This window comes from Reichenbachiella sp. (assembly GCF_039969095.1).
In the GTDB taxonomy this organism is placed as follows: domain Bacteria; phylum Bacteroidota; class Bacteroidia; order Cytophagales; family Cyclobacteriaceae; genus Reichenbachiella.
Window position 1 is genome coordinate 59178 of sequence record NZ_JBDVOL010000016.1, and the last position, 20153, is coordinate 79330.

39 protein-coding genes are annotated in these 20153 nt (G+C 35.2%); 7 read left to right on the forward strand and 32 right to left on the reverse strand.

Going from position 1 to position 20153, the window contains the following annotated elements:
* Positions 1-464: 464 nt before the first annotated feature.
* Both ABJH98_RS17940 and ABJH98_RS17945 read left to right on the forward strand, forming a co-directional pair.
* A complete protein-coding gene (locus ABJH98_RS17940) occupies positions 465-884 on the forward strand; it encodes a hypothetical protein (RefSeq protein ID WP_348309153.1) in 420 nt (139 codons plus the stop codon).
* Positions 885-894: 10 nt separating this feature from the next.
* On the forward strand, positions 895-2043 hold the full coding sequence (locus ABJH98_RS17945) for a hypothetical protein (protein WP_348309154.1): 1149 nt from the start codon (positions 895-897) through the stop codon (positions 2041-2043).
* Positions 2044-2093: 50 nt separating this feature from the next.
* Here ABJH98_RS17945 and ABJH98_RS17950 read toward each other — a convergent pair whose 3' ends face one another.
* The 14 genes from ABJH98_RS17950 to ABJH98_RS18015 all read right to left on the reverse strand — a co-directional run bounded on the left by ABJH98_RS17950 (position 2094) and on the right by ABJH98_RS18015 (position 9449).
* Entirely contained in the window at positions 2094-3224 is a 1131-nt protein-coding gene (locus ABJH98_RS17950; protein WP_348309155.1) for a hypothetical protein, read from the reverse strand.
* Between the two features lie 1357 nt (positions 3225-4581).
* Entirely contained in the window at positions 4582-5295 is a 714-nt protein-coding gene (locus ABJH98_RS17955; protein WP_348309156.1) for a hypothetical protein, read from the reverse strand.
* A 26-nt stretch (positions 5296-5321) separates the two neighbouring features.
* Positions 5322-5606, reverse strand: coding sequence for a hypothetical protein (locus ABJH98_RS17960; RefSeq protein ID WP_348309157.1), 285 nt, complete (start codon positions 5604-5606; stop codon positions 5322-5324).
* A 52-nt stretch (positions 5607-5658) separates the two neighbouring features.
* Positions 5659-5874, reverse strand: a complete 216-nt coding sequence (locus tag ABJH98_RS17965) for a hypothetical protein (RefSeq protein WP_348309158.1) — start codon at positions 5872-5874, stop codon at positions 5659-5661.
* Between the two features lie 12 nt (positions 5875-5886).
* Positions 5887-6135 (reverse strand): hypothetical protein, encoded by a 249-nt coding sequence (locus ABJH98_RS17970; RefSeq protein ID WP_348309159.1) that lies wholly within the window; start codon positions 6133-6135, stop codon positions 5887-5889.
* A 70-nt stretch (positions 6136-6205) separates the two neighbouring features.
* Entirely contained in the window at positions 6206-6454 is a 249-nt protein-coding gene (locus ABJH98_RS17975) for a hypothetical protein (protein ID WP_348309160.1), read from the reverse strand.
* Positions 6455-6458: 4 nt separating this feature from the next.
* Positions 6459-6596, reverse strand: coding sequence for a hypothetical protein (locus ABJH98_RS17980; protein WP_348309161.1), 138 nt, complete (start codon positions 6594-6596; stop codon positions 6459-6461).
* Positions 6597-6708: 112 nt separating this feature from the next.
* Positions 6709-7224, reverse strand: coding sequence for a hypothetical protein (locus ABJH98_RS17985; RefSeq protein WP_348309162.1), 516 nt, complete (start codon positions 7222-7224; stop codon positions 6709-6711).
* Between the two features lie 91 nt (positions 7225-7315).
* On the reverse strand, positions 7316-7654 hold the full coding sequence (locus tag ABJH98_RS17990) for a hypothetical protein (protein ID WP_348309163.1): 339 nt from the start codon (positions 7652-7654) through the stop codon (positions 7316-7318).
* 172 nt (positions 7655-7826) lie between these two features.
* Entirely contained in the window at positions 7827-8114 is a 288-nt protein-coding gene (locus tag ABJH98_RS17995; protein ID WP_348309164.1) for a hypothetical protein, read from the reverse strand.
* 1 nt (position 8115) lies between these two features.
* The gene (locus ABJH98_RS18000) at positions 8116-8409 is read right to left on the reverse strand and encodes a hypothetical protein (protein WP_348309165.1); all 294 of its coding nucleotides are present in this window, start codon (positions 8407-8409) and stop codon (positions 8116-8118) included.
* A 93-nt stretch (positions 8410-8502) separates the two neighbouring features.
* Entirely contained in the window at positions 8503-8790 is a 288-nt protein-coding gene (locus ABJH98_RS18005; protein WP_348309166.1) for a hypothetical protein, read from the reverse strand.
* An 89-nt stretch (positions 8791-8879) separates the two neighbouring features.
* Entirely contained in the window at positions 8880-9170 is a 291-nt protein-coding gene (locus ABJH98_RS18010; RefSeq protein ID WP_348309167.1) for a hypothetical protein, read from the reverse strand.
* Positions 9171-9260: 90 nt separating this feature from the next.
* Positions 9261-9449, reverse strand: coding sequence for a hypothetical protein (locus tag ABJH98_RS18015; RefSeq protein WP_348309168.1), 189 nt, complete (start codon positions 9447-9449; stop codon positions 9261-9263).
* 270 nt (positions 9450-9719) lie between these two features.
* On the opposite strand from ABJH98_RS18015, the gene ABJH98_RS18020 reads away from it, so the two are divergent.
* Both ABJH98_RS18020 and ABJH98_RS18025 read left to right on the forward strand, forming a co-directional pair.
* A complete protein-coding gene (locus tag ABJH98_RS18020; RefSeq protein ID WP_348309169.1) occupies positions 9720-10337 on the forward strand; it encodes a tyrosine-type recombinase/integrase in 618 nt (205 codons plus the stop codon).
* A 15-nt stretch (positions 10338-10352) separates the two neighbouring features.
* The gene (locus ABJH98_RS18025; protein WP_348309170.1) at positions 10353-11078 is read left to right on the forward strand and encodes a hypothetical protein; all 726 of its coding nucleotides are present in this window, start codon (positions 10353-10355) and stop codon (positions 11076-11078) included.
* A 44-nt stretch (positions 11079-11122) separates the two neighbouring features.
* Here the strand turns inward: ABJH98_RS18025 and ABJH98_RS18030 are convergent, their stop codons facing one another.
* From ABJH98_RS18030 to ABJH98_RS18115, 18 genes are all read right to left on the reverse strand, one after another.
* The gene (locus tag ABJH98_RS18030; RefSeq protein ID WP_348309171.1) at positions 11123-11284 is read right to left on the reverse strand and encodes a hypothetical protein; all 162 of its coding nucleotides are present in this window, start codon (positions 11282-11284) and stop codon (positions 11123-11125) included.
* 2 nt (positions 11285-11286) lie between these two features.
* A complete protein-coding gene (locus ABJH98_RS18035; protein ID WP_348309172.1) occupies positions 11287-11523 on the reverse strand; it encodes a hypothetical protein in 237 nt (78 codons plus the stop codon).
* 24 nt (positions 11524-11547) lie between these two features.
* Positions 11548-11751 (reverse strand): hypothetical protein, encoded by a 204-nt coding sequence (locus ABJH98_RS18040; protein WP_348309173.1) that lies wholly within the window; start codon positions 11749-11751, stop codon positions 11548-11550.
* 305 nt (positions 11752-12056) lie between these two features.
* The gene (locus tag ABJH98_RS18045; RefSeq protein WP_348309174.1) at positions 12057-12314 is read right to left on the reverse strand and encodes a hypothetical protein; all 258 of its coding nucleotides are present in this window, start codon (positions 12312-12314) and stop codon (positions 12057-12059) included.
* Between the two features lie 56 nt (positions 12315-12370).
* Entirely contained in the window at positions 12371-12595 is a 225-nt protein-coding gene (locus ABJH98_RS18050) for a hypothetical protein (protein ID WP_348309175.1), read from the reverse strand.
* 14 nt (positions 12596-12609) lie between these two features.
* Positions 12610-12831, reverse strand: a complete 222-nt coding sequence (locus tag ABJH98_RS18055) for a hypothetical protein (protein WP_348309176.1) — start codon at positions 12829-12831, stop codon at positions 12610-12612.
* A 43-nt stretch (positions 12832-12874) separates the two neighbouring features.
* Positions 12875-13267: a hypothetical protein gene (locus ABJH98_RS18060; protein WP_348309177.1), complete on the reverse strand. Its 393-nt coding sequence runs from the start codon at positions 13265-13267 to the stop codon at positions 12875-12877.
* 19 nt (positions 13268-13286) lie between these two features.
* The gene (locus tag ABJH98_RS18065) at positions 13287-13496 is read right to left on the reverse strand and encodes a hypothetical protein (protein ID WP_348309178.1); all 210 of its coding nucleotides are present in this window, start codon (positions 13494-13496) and stop codon (positions 13287-13289) included.
* A 216-nt stretch (positions 13497-13712) separates the two neighbouring features.
* Positions 13713-13925, reverse strand: coding sequence for a hypothetical protein (locus tag ABJH98_RS18070; RefSeq protein ID WP_348309179.1), 213 nt, complete (start codon positions 13923-13925; stop codon positions 13713-13715).
* Entirely contained in the window at positions 13922-14230 is a 309-nt protein-coding gene (locus tag ABJH98_RS18075) for a hypothetical protein (protein WP_348309180.1), read from the reverse strand. The genes ABJH98_RS18070 and ABJH98_RS18075 overlap by 4 nt, the downstream gene beginning before the upstream one ends.
* A gap of 117 nt (positions 14231-14347) precedes the next feature.
* Positions 14348-14626, reverse strand: coding sequence for a hypothetical protein (locus ABJH98_RS18080; RefSeq protein ID WP_348309181.1), 279 nt, complete (start codon positions 14624-14626; stop codon positions 14348-14350).
* A 74-nt stretch (positions 14627-14700) separates the two neighbouring features.
* Positions 14701-14982, reverse strand: a complete 282-nt coding sequence (locus ABJH98_RS18085) for a hypothetical protein (RefSeq protein ID WP_348309182.1) — start codon at positions 14980-14982, stop codon at positions 14701-14703.
* Positions 14983-15036: 54 nt separating this feature from the next.
* On the reverse strand, positions 15037-15387 hold the full coding sequence (locus ABJH98_RS18090; protein WP_348309183.1) for a hypothetical protein: 351 nt from the start codon (positions 15385-15387) through the stop codon (positions 15037-15039).
* 10 nt (positions 15388-15397) lie between these two features.
* Positions 15398-15664: a hypothetical protein gene (locus tag ABJH98_RS18095; protein ID WP_348309184.1), complete on the reverse strand. Its 267-nt coding sequence runs from the start codon at positions 15662-15664 to the stop codon at positions 15398-15400.
* Positions 15665-15701: 37 nt separating this feature from the next.
* Entirely contained in the window at positions 15702-16160 is a 459-nt protein-coding gene (locus ABJH98_RS18100; RefSeq protein ID WP_348309185.1) for a hypothetical protein, read from the reverse strand.
* Positions 16153-16593 carry a hypothetical protein gene (locus ABJH98_RS18105; protein WP_348309186.1) on the reverse strand — a complete coding sequence of 147 codons (441 nt, stop codon included), beginning with the start codon at positions 16591-16593 and terminating at the stop codon, positions 16153-16155. Before ABJH98_RS18105 ends, ABJH98_RS18100 begins: the two co-directional genes overlap by 8 nt.
* A gap of 21 nt (positions 16594-16614) precedes the next feature.
* Positions 16615-16887 (reverse strand): hypothetical protein, encoded by a 273-nt coding sequence (locus ABJH98_RS18110; protein ID WP_348309187.1) that lies wholly within the window; start codon positions 16885-16887, stop codon positions 16615-16617.
* Positions 16884-17111 (reverse strand): hypothetical protein, encoded by a 228-nt coding sequence (locus tag ABJH98_RS18115; protein WP_348309188.1) that lies wholly within the window; start codon positions 17109-17111, stop codon positions 16884-16886. Before ABJH98_RS18115 ends, ABJH98_RS18110 begins: the two co-directional genes overlap by 4 nt.
* Positions 17112-17331: 220 nt before the next feature.
* Between ABJH98_RS18115 and ABJH98_RS18120 the strand changes: the two genes are divergently transcribed.
* The 3 genes from ABJH98_RS18120 to ABJH98_RS18130 form a co-directional block, all read left to right on the forward strand.
* Positions 17332-17949: a tyrosine-type recombinase/integrase gene (locus ABJH98_RS18120; protein ID WP_348309189.1), complete on the forward strand. Its 618-nt coding sequence runs from the start codon at positions 17332-17334 to the stop codon at positions 17947-17949.
* A gap of 16 nt (positions 17950-17965) precedes the next feature.
* Entirely contained in the window at positions 17966-19549 is a 1584-nt protein-coding gene (locus ABJH98_RS18125) for a hypothetical protein (protein WP_348309190.1), read from the forward strand.
* A 163-nt stretch (positions 19550-19712) separates the two neighbouring features.
* On the forward strand, positions 19713-20153 hold a 441-nt coding region (locus ABJH98_RS18130; protein ID WP_348309191.1), incomplete at its 3' end, for a hypothetical protein.

A 20153-nucleotide genomic window follows, 5' to 3' on the forward strand; every position in this document is an offset into this window, starting at 1 on the left:
CACTAGAATGAAACGAAAGGGCTATCAGGTCCACTACTTTTTTGGTAGGGATAAAGCCCTGCCTTTATTTCTAAAAATCATTTGTACACCGTCCGGAAGAGTAAGGTTCATTAATTCTAATCACCCTAAGATCAAACCACTCAATGATATGAATTTTTCTAAAATTCACCCTTTCCTTATTAAATCCGGTTATTCTTATAATCTTAACAAACCTTCAGAGGTATTCTCTCTAACCATCTATTTTCATCATCCAGACCTTGTTTCCAAAAAAGCAGCGCTGCCTCCATACTTTTCTATTTATATTATTAATGAAACCGTCGAGTATTCAAATAACTCATCAATTCTAAGGTCATGGAGACATCTGCCATTTCAAGATCTCCAGTCACACTTTACAGGGCTTGGATATCAATTTGAACCAATCAAGTAAGTTTCTCCAACCTTTTTTTTAATTTAATACCTCGATCATGAAAACCTTATCTGATTTCCAAATAACTAAAGTGCTCATGCCCGTTGATCAATTCGCTGAGAAATGGGATGTTGATATCTCAGGATGGGCCTGCAATGAAGTATATGTCTATAAAAACGGCTATTTCATTGAAGTCTCGATTACAACTGGTTTCGACCTTATCATAGACAGATCTAACTTCCACTGTGATACTCTCCAAGAGGCCGAAGCACTGCTTTGGGATATGTTTCTCACCGATGAATTGGGACTAACTCCCCAAGAAAAAGAAAATGATATTCAAGAAAGATGTTCTGAATTCATTTCATCCAATAACCTTCCTAATATAAGTCTTGATGAAATCCTTGCAAACGGGATTAAGGATCAATCTCTTTTGAAGCAAGCTCAGTACCTTTACAACCAATGGGCCCAGCTGGGTTAATGTTATGGCAATGGACTCTGAAACTAAAGAACGAATAAACAATTTCAAATCATCATTTGATTTGGAAAGCTTTCTTATTAACACCGAAGGATATACCCATAATCCCAAAGATAGTGTAAAAGGCCACTCCGGGAACGCACCTAAAATTGACAACTACGTTTACAAAGTACTTAAACGTACTCACAATGGTCACGACAAAGATATTATTGAAATTAGCAAAGGACCTACAGGCCATTGGGTTTACAAAAATCTAGGTAATGATTTTGACAAAGGCTCTATTATCGACTATCTCATGATAAATCAAAAAATGAAATGGCCTGCAGTATTCAAATTCATGGAAAATTCTGGTACTGATTTTACAACATCTTTACAAAAGACTGAAATTTTACCCCCTGTCGAAATAATAAGTGAACCAAGCGTCAAAATCATTTCTACACATGACTTTAAGCCCAATGAATATTTTCAAGAACGAGGCATAGAGCAAACGATCACAAAACATCCCTTCATTTTTAATGCTTTGAATTGGGTACGTTTTAAGATGAAAAACAAAGCCAAACCACTTTTTGGTAACGCATTTAGTTTAAGAAATGCTAAGGGGGAAATCAAGAGCTACAATATGAAGTCTGATTTTTTTCATAAAGGAATGTTTGTTCTCCCCAGGGAAAATAGTTTTTGGTATGCAAAGCCTGAAATGATTGAGCAAGTTTTTATCGGGGAAGCAGCTGTCGATGTCATCTCTTTTTATAAACTCTACCCAAAGCCCAACACCTTATTGATCAGTTCAGAAGGACGATTGTCAACCAACTATATTAGAGAGGCAATCAAACTTTGTCCTGACTTAAATAGTATCAGAATTCATTTGATTAATGATAACGACATTTATGGACTTCATTATGATCTAAAATGGATTTCCGAGTTGAATTCTCTACCCATTCAATTTGGTGTAAAAAAAGTTACTTCTGTTCAACAAGCTCACATCACTTATCATACAGCTGATGAGGAATTAACTAAGTTACTTGACCCTGATCCTGATCATCTGGATTTTGACCAGGCACTTAATGTAGCCAAAAAGCTCATCAGACATTACGCCTTTAACATTAAGATCAACAAAAGCCGATGCAATGACTGGAACAATGACCTTAATGGTGATGTTACATAAAAAAAGTCCTTCAATTAATTGAAGGACTTTTTATTGATCTTTTTATCTATCTACCTATAAACTGGATTGTACAAATGTTTATGGTTATTCAACCAATAAGTTACCCTTTCATCGTATATATCAATCTTATTTTTCTCACCAAAGGCTTTGTTGTAAGCTCTAACGTAAGCCAGCCTCTTCTCTTCCACATTTAGTGAATTATTCACCAACCACTTAGCTATGGTCATTTTCGACTTGGTATCAATTTTCAATTCAATATACAAGTCTTTGATATATTCATTAAACAATCGTTCAAATCCTTTGAATTGATCTGTTGGTGTTTCTGTAGCAAATTGTGAATAATCAAATGTTACGACTGGTGTGTACTTCCACCTTCCTTCACCTTCCCAATCCAAATTAACTCCTAGTGATGGACATTTTTGCTGTAAGGCCTTGAACATTCTTATTATTGATGATTTTGCTAGTTTAGGTTCCATCCCAAATACTCTGCAGCGCTTACATAAAAGGTCAAAATGCGGCAAGCCTCTTCTTTCATCCTCCGGTTTGTTATATAAGATAACCCTTAGGTTCGTCAAATACATATATAAATCTTGTTGGCCAGCAGAGCCGGTCAACTTCGCAAATTCTGGCTTGTTAGTCAATAAGAAAAAACCAGTTAAATTTTCTTTGGCTGAAGTGTTATATTTTACACTATACAAATGCTTACTTTTTCCTCTTGCTTTTTGACTTACTATTTTAAGTGCTTCTAAAAACGTAAATGAGATATTCTCTTGAACTACCGTACCGTCATCATTCTTGCTCGAATAGCTGATATCAGCAGAATTAAAAGTCAATTGATACAATGCATTTTCAAAGATCGTTTCATACATCTTTTCTCCCTTCGCCTTTCTTCTTTCAAATTCCGCTTCTCCCAACTTGATCTTTTGATAAGGAGCTGTATGCTTCTTTCTCAATAAAGATGGACTAATGTCCATTGATTTAGCCATGCGATAAGGATCAATGGTTTCATATCCCCACAAATCCTTCTGATAAGAATCAGATAAATAAAACATCACTGTTCTGACCATAGCTTCATCCTTACCAAAGTGTGAAAAGAATTTCCCTGAAATTGCAATGTTCCTATCAACTCTCGTTAGCTCAGTTTTTGGAAATATGCTTAATGCGTTAGCCTCTTCTTTCATTAGTTATCAGGGTTCGGTATTTACTGTCAATCTTTAAGATTGACAAGATAATCAAGTATTATAGTTTTATTCTGGTAAAACCATAATTTTATTTAAATGAAACAGTTTTCAGAAATTCACCACCCTAAAGGGTTACTTTAACCAGTGACATTATATCTTTTGATATCCTGAATTATTTCAATTTCGCATTAATTGTTACTATTTGTAACCTGAGATTGAAAAAGTTTTCCACATCATAAATAAGACTTCTAATTCTGCCACGTTTTAACTGTTACTATTTGTTACCGAACCGCCTGAGCTTCTAGTCAAGGTCAATTATTTAGCAAATAAACTGGTAAAATCATATATAAAAGCCAAATCAACTTTTCAATTGTTGCATATATCACCACCTTCAACTAACTGTTACTATTTGTAACTTAATCCCCTTCCTTCGCAAAAACCGCTTCTATTCTCTCTATTTGGCGATTTAATCTAATAATTTTACTATCACTTTCTGTAACCCAATCTTACTAATCGAGGACCAGAGCTCTTCTGGTCTAATAAAATATCCATTCCAGGTACTTATAGATTGATTGGCCGAAAAGTTAGATAGCCTGCTAAGCCCTGTACAAAAATTGGTCAAAAAACGCAATTCGCTGATTTACAGCTTAATAAAACCATATCAACCCAATTGCTATCAAAACTATAGATAACTGTTACTTTTTGTTTCCGAAGGGATTCAGCAAATAGCGCCTGCTCTAAGCTTTTATTCTTATACTGCTTACTATCACCGAGAGGATTTCTTCCCTTCTACCCCCTTAATAAAGATCCTGACAGGTCATTTTCAACCTATTTGATGTAGAATCAAACATTTTACTGTTACTATGAGTTACTGAAGCCTTTTTTACTGTTACTATTCGTAACCCTTCCATTTTTTATTGTGAGTTTTTGTTACCGAATACCCTCTTATTGTTACTCTCTGTAACCTGAAGCCACTTTACTGTTACTATCTGCTACTGAAATGCCTTTTACTGTTACTATCTGCTACTGAGGGCAGCTTTTCACAGTAATTGTTACTATTTGTTACCTTAGAAACAGCCTATATTAACTGCAATGAATGATTTATTGTTAAAATTTGTAACCCTATTATTTAAAATAATATAAATCTTTAAAAGAGCAGACAAAATAAGGCATAAAAACAGAAAAAGTTTTTATTTGAGTTAAGGCGAGTACCCTCGCCATTTTTCAACAGGGAAAAAAAGAATTTTCCAAAGAATGTTCGGTCGATGATATCCATTCTATTCTGGGAGTTTCACAAAATAATATTTGCCATCTGAAATTATTAATAGATAAAATCTATTTCGGTGATACATTTATGTCAAAATCGGTACTTGTTCTTAATTATTTTGAGCAGTTCACGAACGTGTCTGCCTTTTAGATCTCTAGGTCTTAATATTTCAACTCTTTCCAGCTGAGGCTCATTTTCACGCTGGAACATCCTTTTCAATACACTTTCTTCTTCAAAAAGATCAAAGTCATCGAAACAAGATTTAAATGCTTGAAACATCGTCTTTTTTATTACAACAGAAATCTTGCTATTTGATTCAAACCTCCAATATTCATCTCGTTCCTCAATAGGACGCAAGTGAGCACCCTCAAACCAATCCCAGTCTGACTGATACCTAGAATCTAGCTGATATTCTGTTACTTCTATATTTTTTATTGGTCTATCTAAGAATTTGGATATACATGATCGATGACTGCCAAGGCAGATTTGGTATTCTTCTCCATATTTGGATAAACTCATGTTGTCACGCCTGTCTAAATAGCCCTCAATCTCCAAACATCTTTCAAATGAACGAAGTGATCCCAACATTTCTATCCATGTTTTGCCGTAATAGCGCTGATTATAGGTCGCAACAATTTTAGATGCATCAACGCTTTCAACAACTTTAGTGCTTTCATAGCCAGTAAAAAACTGACGTTTGCTGATCTGCGACGGGGCTTTCACCGTTTCAAAGAACCAGGATTTGTAAGTGAAATTTGGATCTATCTTTTTGAGTCGTTCAAATCCTAAATTGAGAGTATCCATAGTGATAAAAATGAATTTATTAATCCCTATTTTGTTTGATTATCGCTCCCTTTTTCAAGGATAACAATTCTATCATGTTCCCAAAATTGGTCTAACTCGTTCTGAAGCGGAGTGAATATGATGTCACCAACTCTGGAGTGCTTTTCGTTGGCCGTACTATCAAAGGTGCATAGGATCTCTAGACAATCCGGATATTCTTCAGGTCTAATTCTGACAATTGTTCCTTCAAGGTAATACCCATTTCGGTCTAGGCCTGGAAAGTCATAACATCTAACATTTTGAGTAGGAACAAAATTGGGTTTTTCGCTCATGGTCTATTATGAAAATATTTTGCCAAAAGAATCGTCTCTCTGTTAAATTCTATTACCTAATATCATTACCCTCAAGTTTGATAAGTTTTCCACTACTTCGCACTGTATGCCTTAATTCTGTTAGGTCAATAGAAGGAGTTTCATCAATACTTATCACTATCCGATTGGTCCTTATGTAACTCTGAATAGATTTCTTCTTCTTTCGAGGAAGTTTCTCTTTTCTTAAAATAGACTCCCAAACCTTTTTTGATGGATTTGTTGTTTTCATTCCCTTTGTACTTTATCCTGCATATTTCACCCAGTAATTTGCATACGTACCCTCATCTGCAGAAAGACCATAAAATATTTCATCAATTACAAAAGTATTATCTCCAACATCAGAAGAAATATATTCTCCAATTTTTGGCTGTATTCCTATTGAAAATAACTCATCAATAATTTTTACGATTTCATTTTCGACTTCTTTTCGATCAAGGTCAGCTTCCAGACTTGCTTCTGTTGTTACTTTTATTTCCAATTTATTGATCATTTCTTTGATTTAATTAAATAATGGAAAACCACTATTGTACAACACACCCACTTATACCATATAGGCCATTTTACAAAAATGCTTTAAATCCAATTACGCAGAATACAAACGCTGTCAAGGTTATTTTAAAAGCAACATTCCATGTAATACCAAATGGCTTTATATCCCTTACATTCCAAACAACCCAAGCGAAATTCGCAGACAAAGCTAAATGAGACACACCCAAACTCCCTACAACAATGACGTCCTGATAAATTGTTAAAATGACGTATACAGTCAATAGAACAGTCACCGTTATTATAAATACCGAACTTCTCATAGCATTATTTTTTCTGTTGAATTTTAACCCTTGTGCCATCCTTCTTTCTTGATTTAATCATCTGCTCTTGCAATGTTTTAAGATAAGGTTCTGCTAAATCTTTTTCCTCAGAATTCGTTATGTCACCAATTACTTTTTTCATGATTTTAATTTTTTTGATATTATCAAGATAGAACTTTTGGAATTATATCATCACTCAGATAAGTGAACTTTAAGTGTACAACTAACTATTTTGTTAATTGCTCAACTAATTTTTAATACATTGGATTCATTACTCTATAGCCGATCAATAGCACTGTAAGCAGCATTCCTACCGCAATCAGTTTGTAAAAAAAGCCGTCTATTGGAGCTATTCTAGTTTCAAATTTTTCGTCTGCTTGAGCAATTAACAAGCTGTCTGATTTTAACATTTTCTTTTCTTTCGCGACGTCGTAAAAACTTTTCAAATTAAGATTCATATTCGCTATATCTTCTGTACGATATTTGAACCAAGCTGTGTCTTGAACCTTCAATTTTGCCAATATTTTACTATTTGTAATCGTTTCAACCGAACCTCCAATATTTACCATTGCTGTTGGAACTGTATAAGAAGTTTTCCATATAAATGTACCTGATTCCTTTTCAATCATTTTGAGTTCTAATACTATTCCTTTTTCAACTATCATATCACTTTGATTGACATTATCGTCAATCATTTCTGGTATAACCTTGTACAGTGCAAAAATTGCAATGAGTACGACCCCTAATCGTATTATTCCTTTTACATTCATTTTCCATTATTGTTTAAGTTGGACGAATTGTTTAACTCTTCAGAGGGTGTATCACATTTCTCCTCTATTAATTTTTAACGGTTTTTAGTCTTCAGCTCTTTGCTAATTTTCCCCCAGGGAAAGATTTAAATTCATCTGCTGTCAATAGCATACCGGAAGATTTGTATTTGATGTTGCCAAATATTCTGCAATCATAATTACGCATCGAGACTGAACCAGATGCGAAGGTTTGACCGTCCCAGGTGACCGGCTCTATAGACGTTAACAAGTGGACACCGGATTCATCGACATAGGCTTTTACGATTTCACCATCAGTCCAATAACCGGCTATCATCTGGCAGATTTTAGTACCAATCAAAGAATGATCAATTTCAACAAATTGATTGTTTGTTTCAAACTGCGACTTTGTATTTTCTTCGTATAGCTTCATTTCAATTTTGATTTATTGAATTGTTCCAATGCTTTCTCATATCGTCTTAAATTTGAGAATTCAAACGTTTCCAAAAAACCATTTCTGATGGTGAATTTTTTGACGTATTCTTCAATTTTTGGTTTTGTGATATTTTCCATTTCTCAATTAATAAGTTATGAATTCCCCCCATTCAAGGATTTTTTTCATTGCGTATAATGAACCAAGGCCAAAGGGTTTTAAACATGATTATAAAGGCTAATCCAACAATCAGAAGAAGAAACAGTCTCATCCATAGATAGAACTCTTCTAAAGGAGTCGGAAGTGAATCAATGTAAACAACTGGTATAATGAAAAGCACTGCTATTCCCCCAAAAAGACTTGCTTTTTTGCCTATTCTTTGCGTTGCTGAAATATACCCATATACCGCAAAAATTAGTGAGAAAGTTAGTAACAACAATACAAGATTAAATTTTTCCATATTAGGTTAGCTTAGAATTCCCCCCTTCTGAGGATTTATCATAGTTTTCAAACATCTTTTTGAATTTCTCTAATTGCTCAGGATCATTCGTCTTTCCATAAAAACAATTTCCCTCCTTTACTGACTTCAAAAAATCCTCTGCTACTTGTGGTGTATACTCAAATGTCATTCCCTTTGATCTTCCATTCACTACCGCAGCTGACATACCTTGTCCTGAATCACCTTCAATAAGAACACCATCCAATGGAGTTGGAGATGGTTTGAAAAAGTCCTTGAGTTTCTGAAATATTTTCATCTTCAATATTTGTTTTCTTTTCTTAGGCCTAGTACTCCACTTCTGTAATTGGTGAAGTGTTTTGGTTTATTGTGAATTCCCCCCTCGAGAGATTTAGTTTTTATTGAAATTCAATTTAAATCCCAACTGCGTAAATTCAATATCATTCCATGTCTTTTCAACATGGGTAAAAATCTGAGGTAAGTTCGAAGGAAATCCTTCAGCTTCAGCCTTAATATCAGCCAAGACATGTACAACATATCCTTCAGTCTCTTTCTTACTCAATAACCTTTCGGTTAAATCCAAATAACTCAACTCAGCGATATCACCATCACCAGTTAATTTGTAGTAAGTTTTAATTCCTTCAATAATTCTGTTTGATGACTCCTGATAAAAATCCATGTTCTTCGTTTTTTTCTCTTTAGTAACTACTCCACTTCCTAGATTGGTGAAGTGTTTTGGTTTATAGTGAATTCCCCCCTTCCTGAGATTTAGTTTTCACTTGTATGATTTTTGAATCGGTCATAGTTAACAGACATTGAAATGGTTTTAATAATAAATGCTTTCTCTTTAGCAGGGAGATATTTTGACTTTTCAAATACATTAAGATAGTGAGCATCAATCATAGCTTCTATCTTATCTTTCAACTTGTCGAAAGTAGATTCATCAAAAGCAAGTTTGTTGATCTCTTTTACGTCCTGATCATTACCATAAGAAAACAGCTCATCCATAGTCATATTAAGTGATGAACATATTTTTTGAACTCGATCTATATTTTCCATTTCTTAGGTCTTATACTCCACTTCTGTAATTGGTGAAGTGTTTTGGTTTATTCTCAATTCCCCCCAGGAAGAGAGTTAAATTTTTTTCTATTAATTCGGAAATAAAGCATAACCCACGCCTGCCCAGATAACCAAATTTACAAACTCAATGAATGCCATAACTTTATCAGTTGGACGTTCTTCTTTCGTGATTTGACGTCTCTTGGCATTGATATAATTTACAAAGGCTGTTGCTATTGGAAATAAAATAACCCAAGTGATAAATGGAATTTGTGTCATATGCTAAGTTTAAATTTTCTCTATTTATTCGTTTTCCGTTTAAGATCAACTACTCCACTTCTGTAATGAGTGGACACTTCGTGTCTCTTGTTATTTGGCCCTAGCATTCACTCACGGCAATTGCTAAAACCCGATAATCAAAAGTAGTCCACTTTTTGTAATCCCCAAAACATTTAGTGGATTATTTTGCAAATACTGGATTATTATTTCTAGCTTTGGAAGCATAGCACTTTTTGCTATTACAAGATACAAAAACACGACCACAATACTATGAGTGAAGGCCAAAAGCCCACCCGACCCCTTTTATGGGAAGTTGAATTTATGAAGCTGTTGGCCAGCATCGAGGACAGCTATGTCAAGACCATGCATCCAGATAAAAGGCAGCGCTTCTTACGCTATCATACTCTACTGTCGGTCGGTGGTTACATCGGGCCCAGGGCGAAAGAATTTTTGAACTTGCGCTGGATCGATATTGTCAATAAAACAGAGGGTGATCTTTTCCAGTTCAAACAAGGCCGTCAACGCGAGGTCTTCTTTCACCAGCATTTAATCCGTATCATTGATGCCAATTACACCAAGCTCGATCCGGAAAACATTCAACACCTGGTACTGCATAAAAAAGATGAACCCAATACTCCTATTGCTACCAGACAATTCAACTCTTCTTTCAAACGTCTCTTGGAAAACGCCAATATTCATACCGGTACGCCGTCCTCGCATACGCTCAGGAAAACCTTTGGTATGCACATATATGCAGACGTATACGGCTCTACCGAAAAAGGACTTATCATGGCCAGTAAAATGCTCGATCACCGATCGGTCGAAGATACCATGAAATACATCGGACTTACCCGTGATAAAATGAAAGAGACGTATTTGAAATTCTAAAATGACCAACTACCTATGATTAAATTGAAACTAATCAGCACGGGCAAAAAACAAAGCTTTAAACGTCTTACCTGGGAGAGATCTCAAAATGATCCCGACTTATGGGAGGTCATTGACGAAGGTGACCCAGTACTTATGTTACAAATTACGGCCGGAGTTGGAAGAAAAGAACTTTATTTCATTGATAAGGAAGATGCCGAAAGAATTGTCAACAATAATACCGACAAATACACTTTTGTTTCTATTGATGAAGCCGAAACGCTAATTCCTAAGATTCCTTTTGATCCTGAAAAAATCAATTTTGAAGCTAATAAGGAGTTATCAGAGGGCCAGCAAGTAGTTGTATCTAAAGCTAATCCGGAAATCGTAAACAAAGCACTTCGAAACGAGTTGAAAAAGTCAGAATTTCCAGAGCCAGATCATGATATGGAAAAGGCGACTACTAACCATGAGGAAATAATAAAATCATTGCGGAAGAAGCCCAATAAGCTGGCTAAGTTTTCATTTCCAAAGCTTCAGCTTGAGCTCTGGAATATTAATTTTTCTCTTCTTTGGTTTTCGATTTCCGTCTTGACATTTTTTGGAGGTTTCTATTTGAGCTATTTCAAAACTCTCTATTCTGATATTCCTTTCAAATTCATTGAACAATGGGATGAACGAGCCTTTTGGTTGGCAGCCATCGGTATGGTGTCCACTGCAACTTTTTTTATCACAAAAGCCACTCATCATCCAAGAAAATAAACATTTCTTGTTAACTGTAAGTCATTTCGGTTCATTTGGTGATACTATTCGTACCTAGGTTTAGTTGCTTTTATGATAATCAAAATCATTACAACGGTAAAGCTTATAACACCAATTTGTTTATTGTAGATGGTTAGCGAATCACCTACGAAGGTGAAAGCAACTGCACAAAAAATGGCGATAATATCTAATGCGAATCTTTTCATATTCATTCGTTTTGTGAGACAATTATTGGAGGATTCATTGACCTTAAGAACATATCAAATTCTCTGTCGATCTCGATATCTTTAAGGGCTCCAGGGATTTCCGAAGGGTTGTTCATCAATTGTTCCGCTCTTTCGGAATCAAACAGTTCCATCAGCCTATTCCTAAGATTCTCAATTTGTAAATCCATAATTGCCGCTCCTGGTGTCTTTCTATGTTTATGATCCCTGAATAAATTCATACTTCAGTCATTCGTTTAGTGAAACTATTTGATTTTAATCATGGCTCTTATTCCTATCATGGCAGTAACAATCAATGCCATTGCTGAAAATAGAATTCCTACCTCTAGGGATGTATATATCCCTCTGCTAATAATTTTGTAGAGCCAGAATATAGCTATACCAATCACAGTAGTTGGAATTACGATTACACTTACTTGATAGACTCTAAGAATTAGCGATCTATTCATTTTTCTTTGGTTGTTGATGTTAATCGAATGTCGTGTATGACTCTCTTTTAACTAAATTTCCATTCTCATCTTTTGTCATATAAGATTGGACAATAGTTCTCTTACCCTTAAAGATCTGCCACCATATAAAGGACAGCAACAGCTCACAAGACAGAGTAGCTATTCCTGAATATTCAAAACTTTCAAACACTTCATATTTCCTAATTAACCATACCATGAGGCTGTTTGCAATCACCATTCCTACCCATAATCTTAATAGAAGTATCCAATTCATAGTTCTTTATTTTTAGGTTCATTTTGTGATACTAATTATGTGGCTGTGTCTTATTTTTCTGATAGTTCAGAATAGACCAGGCCATTATAAAAATGGAGTAAATAGCAAAACCCATTATGGCCCCAATTCTTGCACTACTCTTATCATCAAAGTCGAAACCAATCAATCCACCACCAAGCCAAAAGAAATATCCAAATACAAGGATCAATGCTATGTTCACTAATTTGGAAGGCTGCACTTTCAGCTTAATAATGTAGTACTCCAAGAAGTTAGGTATTCCGTTTTTCATATCTTTAGTTATCTAGTTAAAATAAGGGTCCCTTCATCTCTATTAACTTTTACTTTTTATTCCGGTTTTTTCCTTCCCCATAAAATTGTGGCAATAATACCAGCTGAACAAAATGCAGCAACAATCGTAATAAACTGATTTAGGCCAAAATTATTCTTATACAAATAATAGAAACCAACTATTATAAAAACAACGACAGTGACCCAAAATTTCAGCAGTGCTTTTCTAAAATCTTTTTTTTCATCTTCGTCCAAATGTTCTGGTACTTTCCAAATGCTCATCTTAAATCTTCGTTTTATGATACTTCCAATTGCTCCAACTCCTTCAGAACTTCATAGCCTAAAACACCTGATTTCAATGCCTCACAGACTTCAAGAAAATGTGCCTTATCTTCTGAAGTATAATCATGCAGACAATTCGTAAAAACACATTGGTATAAACCATATACTTCATTGTGTTCAATCGCACAAGGCAGCTTCATTGCCATCAAATATTTAAAAGATTCAGTTGCTTTCATAATCCTCGTTTTATGGTACTCATCTATCGTTATTAGGTTCTTTTTACGATACTTTTTTGGTTCTATTAATAATCGAAATAGTTATTTCAGCAATGTTTGCCAAAATCCATAATCCAACTAGGCTATTGATTATCCAAGATGTTGCTAACATGTGGTCACCTAGAACTAAGTATTCGATCCTGTTTTCTGTTTGGTTTTCACTATAATCACTAACAAGTAGGCCAATCCATAAAAAAGCAGAAAGTATAAAAACTCTAATCATTCCTTTTCCATTTTCATATCGATGACATCTAAATGCCTCAAATGTTGCTGCCATTATCATTAGCCATGTCCCCAATATGAACCAAAGATTTGAATTCAAATACCACATAAGGCAACCGCCAATCATCAAAAGACCATGATTAAAATCTTTGTATTTATATGGATGTTGCAACATCTTAATTAGGTTCTTTTAATTAGACTTTGACTAATTTATCAAGACGCATTTTAACATCTGCACAAACACTATTAGATGGTTTTCCAATTTCTAATTGTGCCTCCATATATTCCATTACTAAACTAATATTGGCTGCTACAGTTGAGTTGTTTGCAGACAACTCCTTTGCGTAGATAATTACATCCTGCTCACATTTAAGTCTGTGTCTTAATTCAATTTTTGAGCTCATAATTCTTCGATTAATTAGACTTTACCATAAAATAAAAACCACTTAATACAATTGTAAATGGCAGAATAATTGAATACATCATTTCGAACATTCCAAGCCCAACATCGGATGTACTAAAAGTTAAGAAAGAAAATGCAACCCATGTTAAGTAGATTATCCAAAAAAATCTATTCTTAAATATTTGACTCATCTTATTCATTCAAATTGACCGTTTGGTCAGATCGTCAATTCAACATCTAAGGAGCTGTCTTCATAACTGTGTCCGTTGATATCAAGTTCAGTATTATCTATGAAAACAAGCTTTAAGTGGTATTCAGAATTGATGACTTTTTTGATTGTTTTTCCTATCAATAATTCAGCATCCTCTTTATCAAGACCTGCTAAATAATCCACTTCTACCGTTTCACTTTTGTAATCTGTTGTACTCATGGCAATCTTCGTTTTGTACTACTTTCTGTTTTCCAGAGGTTCTGACTCATTGACAAAAACAAATCTTTCATTTTTTTCAAGTCCTCAATAAACTCTTCATCTTTGCCTGGCTTGATTCCATCCCAATCAGAATTATTACACAATCTGCTTCCTAATTGTGATATCTTCTGAGCGTCACTATCCTTCTTATCAAACATGTTACTGTTTTCAGGATTCTTAAGCTTTTCAATAACATTATCAAGATCATGATTGAAAATCCTAACCAAAGAATGTAATGCCTTTCCGTTATTATCTGACTGGTTCATTAGGTCGTTTCAAAGTTTCGTTTGGTGATACTTTTCTAGAATCATTTTAAGCCTTCTATAATTTAATTCCATTCTGTGGTTTGTTTTGTGGTACTTTCAATTCCCCCTGGAGAGGATTTAGATATTAACAATAATCCTACGGTCTTTAATATCTATTCTATTTTTATAGACGATATCATAAGCAAGTGCAATAAAACCAAATATCAGACTCGACATCCATATCACTTTAATGAATGGTAACAAATCCTTCATTTCTAATTTTCCAGCCGGAATATTAACAGCTTCTGTCATATCGTATGCAGCTAAAATTGCCCACAAAACAATTGCACCGGAAACAAAAAAGAAGCCCTTAACTATTGAGGCCATTAACCATACTACTATTCTTGTAATTTTCATTTTAATCATATTTTTGATCTACTATATAATGCTGAAAGTGTGACATAATTTGCCCTTGTCTCCAACATTTATTTTCAATTCCCCCCTTCAGAAGAATAATTTACTATTCTTTCAACCAAGCCCCTCATTCGTTTCTCTGATTCATCATGCGACAATTCGTTCTTCTCAATCTGTTTCACCAAAGCAGAATATTCCTTTTTCAAATCTGGACTTGCCATATTAAGCATATCTATCCCTTCTCCAAGAAATTCAGAAATGGTTTTGTTCCCATTTGGACTAATAATCACGGGCTCACTATTTTTCTTTCGGGCTTGATCAAACATGTCATTCATGACATTTTCTAAGTCTTTATCCATATTACTTTTCGTTAGTGACTTACTCCACTTCCCTGATTAGTGAAGTGTTTTGTCTTATTGTGAATTCCCCCCATTTGAGGATAACATTTCTTCCTGCTTTCGCTGGATCTCCAAAGCAAATTCGAGACGATTTGCTTCTTCTTCCTCATATCTTCGTAAGGCAATATCCATGACCTTTTGCATTGTCTTAAAGGAAACCTTTTCAAACAACACTTCTACCATCTTCAAATAATCAACAGTCATTGAACCTTTAGTCGATGGTACAATATATTTTTCCCATACACGCTTAAATTCCTTGGATTCAGAACATAATTTATCAATATCCTCTGAACGGAAGTTGAAACACCATTTGAGAAAACTTTGTACAGCTAAAATGCTCCTATGTTCTTCTATAAATTCTTTCATGATCGTTTATTTAAGAATTTTCCCGAGGAGAAGATTTTTTAATTGCCTCTTCGATCAGCTGTTCGTACATTGGAAAACCGACTTTCAAATCTTCAAGTACTTTTTTCTCTTCATTATTAAGAGAGTCCCATCCTTCTTTAGCAAGTTTGTCTAATGAATCTCCAATTATAGATTTTCCTTTTCCGGCTTTTCCAATAACTAATTTTCCTTTCTTACCGTCAATTGATACTGTCGGGTAGTCATCTACAATAAATATCTCTGGTTTTTTCTTTGTCATAATCAACATTTCCAATTGTCCATCTTGTATTTATTTATTACTTAAACAGATCCTTTTCCTTATCACTCATTACCGACACCTTATAATGGGTATTATATTCGGTCAGATTAATCACCCTCATGCCTAGATCGTTGTACCAATGGATTTCACGAGGGTTCTTTTTCAAATAGAATTTGAAACTGCCTGGTTCAGCATTATTAATAAAGACCACCGTATCAATAGGATCATCCAATATTTGGGTATAGATCAAAATATCTGCAGCGCCTTTATTGGTATAGGCTGGATGATCTACAAACCAATAGGCAAAAGTCATCAAGCTAAACAGTACAACAGCTGACAGCTTTTCATACCATAACACCTTTTGATCAAATAGGGCCAGCCATGCGATCACGCCGGAAATGGCAGCCAACACGATCAGTACCTCTTTGTTTTGACTATTGAAAAACATGACCAATAGCATGGGTACGGTAAGCCATTTGAATGAGCGCTTATGCATAGTTAGGATTGATTTCGGTTTGTGTTGATTTATCTGTTTCAGGATCTAATCTTACCCCTAAGATACTAAAAAGCTGCTTTTCATCCATCATCATCTTCTCTCCATTCCTGCCCCATATCTTTAACACCGAGTCACCGGCTTTATAGCTACCCGAAGACAAAAAACCTGAATAAGAACCATTGGCATTATCTACCAATTCAATTTTGTACTTATCGGCCTCGATGGTTTCAATCTCTCCAGAGGATTCCGATTTGTATTCAATAACATAATAGTCAAAAGCTTTAGGTCTTGTTACCAAGGCAAGCAGAATGGATAATATGACCATACCAATGACATAAAAAAACAGGTTATCAAAAAAATCAGAGTGAGAGCTACTTGACTTCTCCAATATTTGTTCGGTAATAAATGCCTGTGCTAAGATTAGATTTAACATTTGTATAATTTTAAGTTGAATTTATTGTTTTCTGAATCTGACTTTTTCCGCCAATACATATTCGGCCACCAGTGAATCATATTTAAGCTGAGCACTGTCCCTGGTTTGATAAAAAGCGACTTCATACCAATCCAGTGAACCGTCATAATCATAGAGTCTTTGACTCAGGCTAAAATATCCCTGTCCATAATCATTTCGAAACTCTTCGATTTTCAAATTGTATTTGGCATCGTGCTCATAAGAACAACCTATCATCCAAGTAATCAACACGAGTAAATAAAAGGTCTTCATCATTTTCTTTTTGGATTTTTTGTTTCAATGATTCTGCAATTCTCCCCTATCGAGGCCATACAATTAATTGCCCGGCCTTTGCCACCAAACCAAACAGTAGGTTTGGCTTGGCCGTCGATGAATTCCTGCTCGGCTTTGATCCGGTCCCCTTTCTTCCATCCTTCCCTTTGCAGCTCCAGATCATTTTCGGTCAGCTCGATATTCACTTTTTTAAAGGTCTGTCTCATATTTTTTTCGCTTGAAAATCTAATCCACTTCTCTACTGAGTGGACTATTTTAAAACCCCTTCAGCAGGGCGTTAAATAACTTCTTTTCAAAAGTAGTCCACTTTTTCGAAACAAAAAAGGAAAAGTGGACTGTTTTTATAGAAATAGTGGATTATTTTTGTTGTAGCTTTGAAGGCATAGCCTTTCCTATTATAAGGTGTGAAGAAAACAGAATTGAAATATGAGTGAAGGCCAAAAGCCCACCCGTCCCTTGCTTTGGCAAGAAGAATTTTTAAAACTACTCGCTTACCTGGAGGCCGAGTACTCCAGAACCAAAGCCGTCTCTAAGCGTGACCGGCTCTTGCGTTACCACACCCTGATCGCGGTCGGTGGTTTCATTGGCCCCAGAGCCAAAGAGTTTTTGAACATCAGCTGGTCAGACATTGTGGGTAAAACCGAAATGGATCTCTACCAGTTCAAAGTAGATCGAGCACGTGAAGTTCACTTCAATGCAACATTGATTGCCATGGTACAGGCCAACTTTACCAAAGTCAATCCGATCAACTTGCATCACCTGGTCCTGCATAAACAAGATGAGCCTATGGCTCCTATTTCCACGCGGCAATTCAATGAGTCTTTCAAACGGTTTTTGAGAAAAGCCAAGATTGATACCCAACAGCCGTCCTCTCATACACTCAGGAAAACCTTCGTTAGACATATTTGGGCCGACCTTCATAACAAGTCTGATGAAGGACTCCAGATCGCTTCCAAAATGGTTGGCCACGAATCAACTGAACATACCCGTGACTATCTTGGGATCACCTCTGAGCTGATGAAAGAAAACTATAGAAAAATGTAAATAATCACCAACCTATATGAATTACCCTATAGCTACAGTTAAAAAAGAATATGATGGTGTTCACCTAAACATCGAAAATGGAGGACGAGCTCTTCGAACAGAAGTATTCCGTTCCATTAGAGCTTCATACAAAAAACACCGACCACCCAAAGCGCTACACCTTGAAATCAAGGAACGGATTTTAGATTTTCAATATCTTGATATTAAAATAGTTCACAACCATCGAGGATTTGTTGTCACCTGTGCTGACAAAACGCTGCGAGCCAAACTTAGCCGTTTGTTCAATCAAATGCGTACTTATGGTAGTGCAAAAAATGACTCTAAACTCAAATTCATTTCTGCGATTTACGATTATTTTTTAGATGAAATGGATCTACAGATTAGAAAAGATATGATGCAAGTCAAGGCCTTAAGTAAACTTGATCTTTCTAAAGTAGACGTAGTTAATTACCACAATGGAAACAAAGATGAAGATTACGGCATGCACTTAGGCCAATTACGTGTGCAACGTATTTACAAACACAATATATTCAAAACCAAAGAAGCTAGAGGTAAGTACTTGGGTAAGTATGTTTGGGATCAAATTGAGAACCAATATGCTGCTTGCTGTTATTATCTATTTGGTAACGCTTTTACTATAGGACAATACAATTACGTTGTAAAGAATTACGCTCTACTTTGTCAACTCCGAGAAGAAAACAAACAACTCTTCTTGCTAATTGCTGCTTTTTACAATAAGAAAGGATTCAAATTAACATCAGCCATCTACCATCACATTAAGAAACATCTGATTGGTCAGGGCGTCAGCCACCAACAGTGGAAAAAAATAGTACATGGCCAATACCATCATACCAACATAAAACGTATGGCCAACAGCCGGAAGATGAAAAAGCCTTCTCAATATTTGACCTTCCTTGATCAGAGTACAAATTTAAAATCAACTGCAATAGAACAGGTTAAAGATTATTTCGAACGCTATAGTGACCAAGGCGCTTTTGAAGATGAAAGGATCTACAACAACTTCATGATCTTATTTTGTTTATTCAACAATTCTGTAAGAAAAAGTTGGAGCGTCATAAAGCAAACCCGTATCATTAATCAGCATATACACACCTTACTGGATTATGTCAATCATAACGCTATTGTTCTAACGACAAAACATAAATTAGCGAACCTGATTGAACGCTCTGAGCTGTGGCATGATCAACGAATCTTACAACGAGATTTGCATGGATTCGAACCAGATTTGCAATTCTATCAAGGAGTTCAACACTCTTATCAGATTAATCAGGTGGAGTTTAATTTACTCAATACTCCGAAAACCTTAATCAAAGAAGGTATTCAAATGAAACATTGTGTAGGCAATCGAACTTTTGTGTATAATTCCATCAATCAGGATATCATGCTATTTCATGTTGATTACCCTGAAGGAACGGCTACCCTTGAACTGTATGCTTTGCGCAGTAACAATAATGTCATTTGGAAACAAGGACAATTCTATGGTCCTTATAACAGTATGATTGAAGAAAGGCATGTTTTAACAGCCTGTAAGCATTTGATCAAACAGCTCAATCAAAGACAACTAAGCAAAGCCAGTTAAGAACACTTATCCAATTTATTCAACCCATCGTTTTTCCGAAGTAGCTATCTCCAGTCTTGGATAATTCTCTTTAGCTCAATCGCTCTCACAAAAAAGCACCTACAGTAGTTGCCTTACTTTATTTGATCGGCTCATACTCACTAATTTCTAATTATCTTGTAATATGAAACAGCCTAAACTATTCCAGTTTGTAAAAACTCATGAATTCTTTGAAGATATCAAACCTATATTTGAGAATAGTAATTTTCCATTTGAAGCGAGTGATTTTGGAATACTTAATTACATTAAAAAATTATGTGAACAAGAACATGCTGAACTAAAAAAGATTGAAGGATTTTATCATGATGATGACATCTTAAGGACACAACTAAAAAAATCTCCATGGGAATATTGGGAGAGTATAATTTTTCAATTTGAAACTGTCGTAAACCACTGGATGAAAATTCGATTAACCCCCTACATCAACGGCTCAGGAAAGGCACCCATTCATGGAAATATTTCTAGTCTTACCGTTTTCGATGAACGCGATGTTAATATATATGTACAAAGGATTCGAACAAAAAATACTAGACTAACACGCGAATTTTTTGATATCGGACTTTAT

What these genes read in the sequence shown, in the direction of transcription:
- ABJH98_RS17940 (WP_348309153.1), top strand. Translation starts at nt 465, where the DNA reads ATGAAAACCTTATCTGATTTCCAAATAACTAAAGTGCTCATGCCCGTT.
- ABJH98_RS17945 (WP_348309154.1), top strand. Translation starts at nt 895, where the DNA reads ATGGACTCTGAAACTAAAGAACGAATAAACAATTTCAAATCATCATTT.
- ABJH98_RS17950 (WP_348309155.1), bottom strand. Translation starts at nt 3,224, where the DNA reads ATGAAAGAAGAGGCTAACGCATTAAGCATATTTCCAAAAACTGAGCTA.
- ABJH98_RS17955 (WP_348309156.1), bottom strand. Translation starts at nt 5,295, where the DNA reads ATGGATACTCTCAATTTAGGATTTGAACGACTCAAAAAGATAGATCCA.
- ABJH98_RS17960 (WP_348309157.1), bottom strand. Translation starts at nt 5,606, where the DNA reads ATGAGCGAAAAACCCAATTTTGTTCCTACTCAAAATGTTAGATGTTAT.
- ABJH98_RS17965 (WP_348309158.1), bottom strand. Translation starts at nt 5,874, where the DNA reads ATGAAAACAACAAATCCATCAAAAAAGGTTTGGGAGTCTATTTTAAGA.
- ABJH98_RS17970 (WP_348309159.1), bottom strand. Translation starts at nt 6,135, where the DNA reads ATGATCAATAAATTGGAAATAAAAGTAACAACAGAAGCAAGTCTGGAA.
- ABJH98_RS17975 (WP_348309160.1), bottom strand. Translation starts at nt 6,454, where the DNA reads ATGAGAAGTTCGGTATTTATAATAACGGTGACTGTTCTATTGACTGTA.
- ABJH98_RS17980 (WP_348309161.1), bottom strand. Translation starts at nt 6,596, where the DNA reads ATGAAAAAAGTAATTGGTGACATAACGAATTCTGAGGAAAAAGATTTA.
- ABJH98_RS17985 (WP_348309162.1), bottom strand. Translation starts at nt 7,224, where the DNA reads ATGAATGTAAAAGGAATAATACGATTAGGGGTCGTACTCATTGCAATT.
- ABJH98_RS17990 (WP_348309163.1), bottom strand. Translation starts at nt 7,654, where the DNA reads ATGAAGCTATACGAAGAAAATACAAAGTCGCAGTTTGAAACAAACAAT.
- ABJH98_RS17995 (WP_348309164.1), bottom strand. Translation starts at nt 8,114, where the DNA reads ATGGAAAAATTTAATCTTGTATTGTTGTTACTAACTTTCTCACTAATT.
- ABJH98_RS18000 (WP_348309165.1), bottom strand. Translation starts at nt 8,409, where the DNA reads ATGAAAATATTTCAGAAACTCAAGGACTTTTTCAAACCATCTCCAACT.
- ABJH98_RS18005 (WP_348309166.1), bottom strand. Translation starts at nt 8,790, where the DNA reads ATGGATTTTTATCAGGAGTCATCAAACAGAATTATTGAAGGAATTAAA.
- ABJH98_RS18010 (WP_348309167.1), bottom strand. Translation starts at nt 9,170, where the DNA reads ATGGAAAATATAGATCGAGTTCAAAAAATATGTTCATCACTTAATATG.
- ABJH98_RS18015 (WP_348309168.1), bottom strand. Translation starts at nt 9,449, where the DNA reads ATGACACAAATTCCATTTATCACTTGGGTTATTTTATTTCCAATAGCA.
- ABJH98_RS18020 (WP_348309169.1), top strand. Translation starts at nt 9,720, where the DNA reads ATGAGTGAAGGCCAAAAGCCCACCCGACCCCTTTTATGGGAAGTTGAA.
- ABJH98_RS18025 (WP_348309170.1), top strand. Translation starts at nt 10,353, where the DNA reads ATGATTAAATTGAAACTAATCAGCACGGGCAAAAAACAAAGCTTTAAA.
- ABJH98_RS18030 (WP_348309171.1), bottom strand. Translation starts at nt 11,284, where the DNA reads ATGAAAAGATTCGCATTAGATATTATCGCCATTTTTTGTGCAGTTGCT.
- ABJH98_RS18035 (WP_348309172.1), bottom strand. Translation starts at nt 11,523, where the DNA reads ATGAATTTATTCAGGGATCATAAACATAGAAAGACACCAGGAGCGGCA.
- ABJH98_RS18040 (WP_348309173.1), bottom strand. Translation starts at nt 11,751, where the DNA reads ATGAATAGATCGCTAATTCTTAGAGTCTATCAAGTAAGTGTAATCGTA.
- ABJH98_RS18045 (WP_348309174.1), bottom strand. Translation starts at nt 12,314, where the DNA reads ATGAAAAACGGAATACCTAACTTCTTGGAGTACTACATTATTAAGCTG.
- ABJH98_RS18050 (WP_348309175.1), bottom strand. Translation starts at nt 12,595, where the DNA reads ATGAGCATTTGGAAAGTACCAGAACATTTGGACGAAGATGAAAAAAAA.
- ABJH98_RS18055 (WP_348309176.1), bottom strand. Translation starts at nt 12,831, where the DNA reads ATGAAAGCAACTGAATCTTTTAAATATTTGATGGCAATGAAGCTGCCT.
- ABJH98_RS18060 (WP_348309177.1), bottom strand. Translation starts at nt 13,267, where the DNA reads ATGTTGCAACATCCATATAAATACAAAGATTTTAATCATGGTCTTTTG.
- ABJH98_RS18065 (WP_348309178.1), bottom strand. Translation starts at nt 13,496, where the DNA reads ATGAGCTCAAAAATTGAATTAAGACACAGACTTAAATGTGAGCAGGAT.
- ABJH98_RS18070 (WP_348309179.1), bottom strand. Translation starts at nt 13,925, where the DNA reads ATGAGTACAACAGATTACAAAAGTGAAACGGTAGAAGTGGATTATTTA.
- ABJH98_RS18075 (WP_348309180.1), bottom strand. Translation starts at nt 14,230, where the DNA reads ATGAACCAGTCAGATAATAACGGAAAGGCATTACATTCTTTGGTTAGG.
- ABJH98_RS18080 (WP_348309181.1), bottom strand. Translation starts at nt 14,626, where the DNA reads ATGAAAATTACAAGAATAGTAGTATGGTTAATGGCCTCAATAGTTAAG.
- ABJH98_RS18085 (WP_348309182.1), bottom strand. Translation starts at nt 14,982, where the DNA reads ATGGATAAAGACTTAGAAAATGTCATGAATGACATGTTTGATCAAGCC.
- ABJH98_RS18090 (WP_348309183.1), bottom strand. Translation starts at nt 15,387, where the DNA reads ATGAAAGAATTTATAGAAGAACATAGGAGCATTTTAGCTGTACAAAGT.
- ABJH98_RS18095 (WP_348309184.1), bottom strand. Translation starts at nt 15,664, where the DNA reads ATGACAAAGAAAAAACCAGAGATATTTATTGTAGATGACTACCCGACA.
- ABJH98_RS18100 (WP_348309185.1), bottom strand. Translation starts at nt 16,160, where the DNA reads ATGCATAAGCGCTCATTCAAATGGCTTACCGTACCCATGCTATTGGTC.
- ABJH98_RS18105 (WP_348309186.1), bottom strand. Translation starts at nt 16,593, where the DNA reads ATGTTAAATCTAATCTTAGCACAGGCATTTATTACCGAACAAATATTG.
- ABJH98_RS18110 (WP_348309187.1), bottom strand. Translation starts at nt 16,887, where the DNA reads ATGATGAAGACCTTTTATTTACTCGTGTTGATTACTTGGATGATAGGT.
- ABJH98_RS18115 (WP_348309188.1), bottom strand. Translation starts at nt 17,111, where the DNA reads ATGAGACAGACCTTTAAAAAAGTGAATATCGAGCTGACCGAAAATGAT.
- ABJH98_RS18120 (WP_348309189.1), top strand. Translation starts at nt 17,332, where the DNA reads ATGAGTGAAGGCCAAAAGCCCACCCGTCCCTTGCTTTGGCAAGAAGAA.
- ABJH98_RS18125 (WP_348309190.1), top strand. Translation starts at nt 17,966, where the DNA reads ATGAATTACCCTATAGCTACAGTTAAAAAAGAATATGATGGTGTTCAC.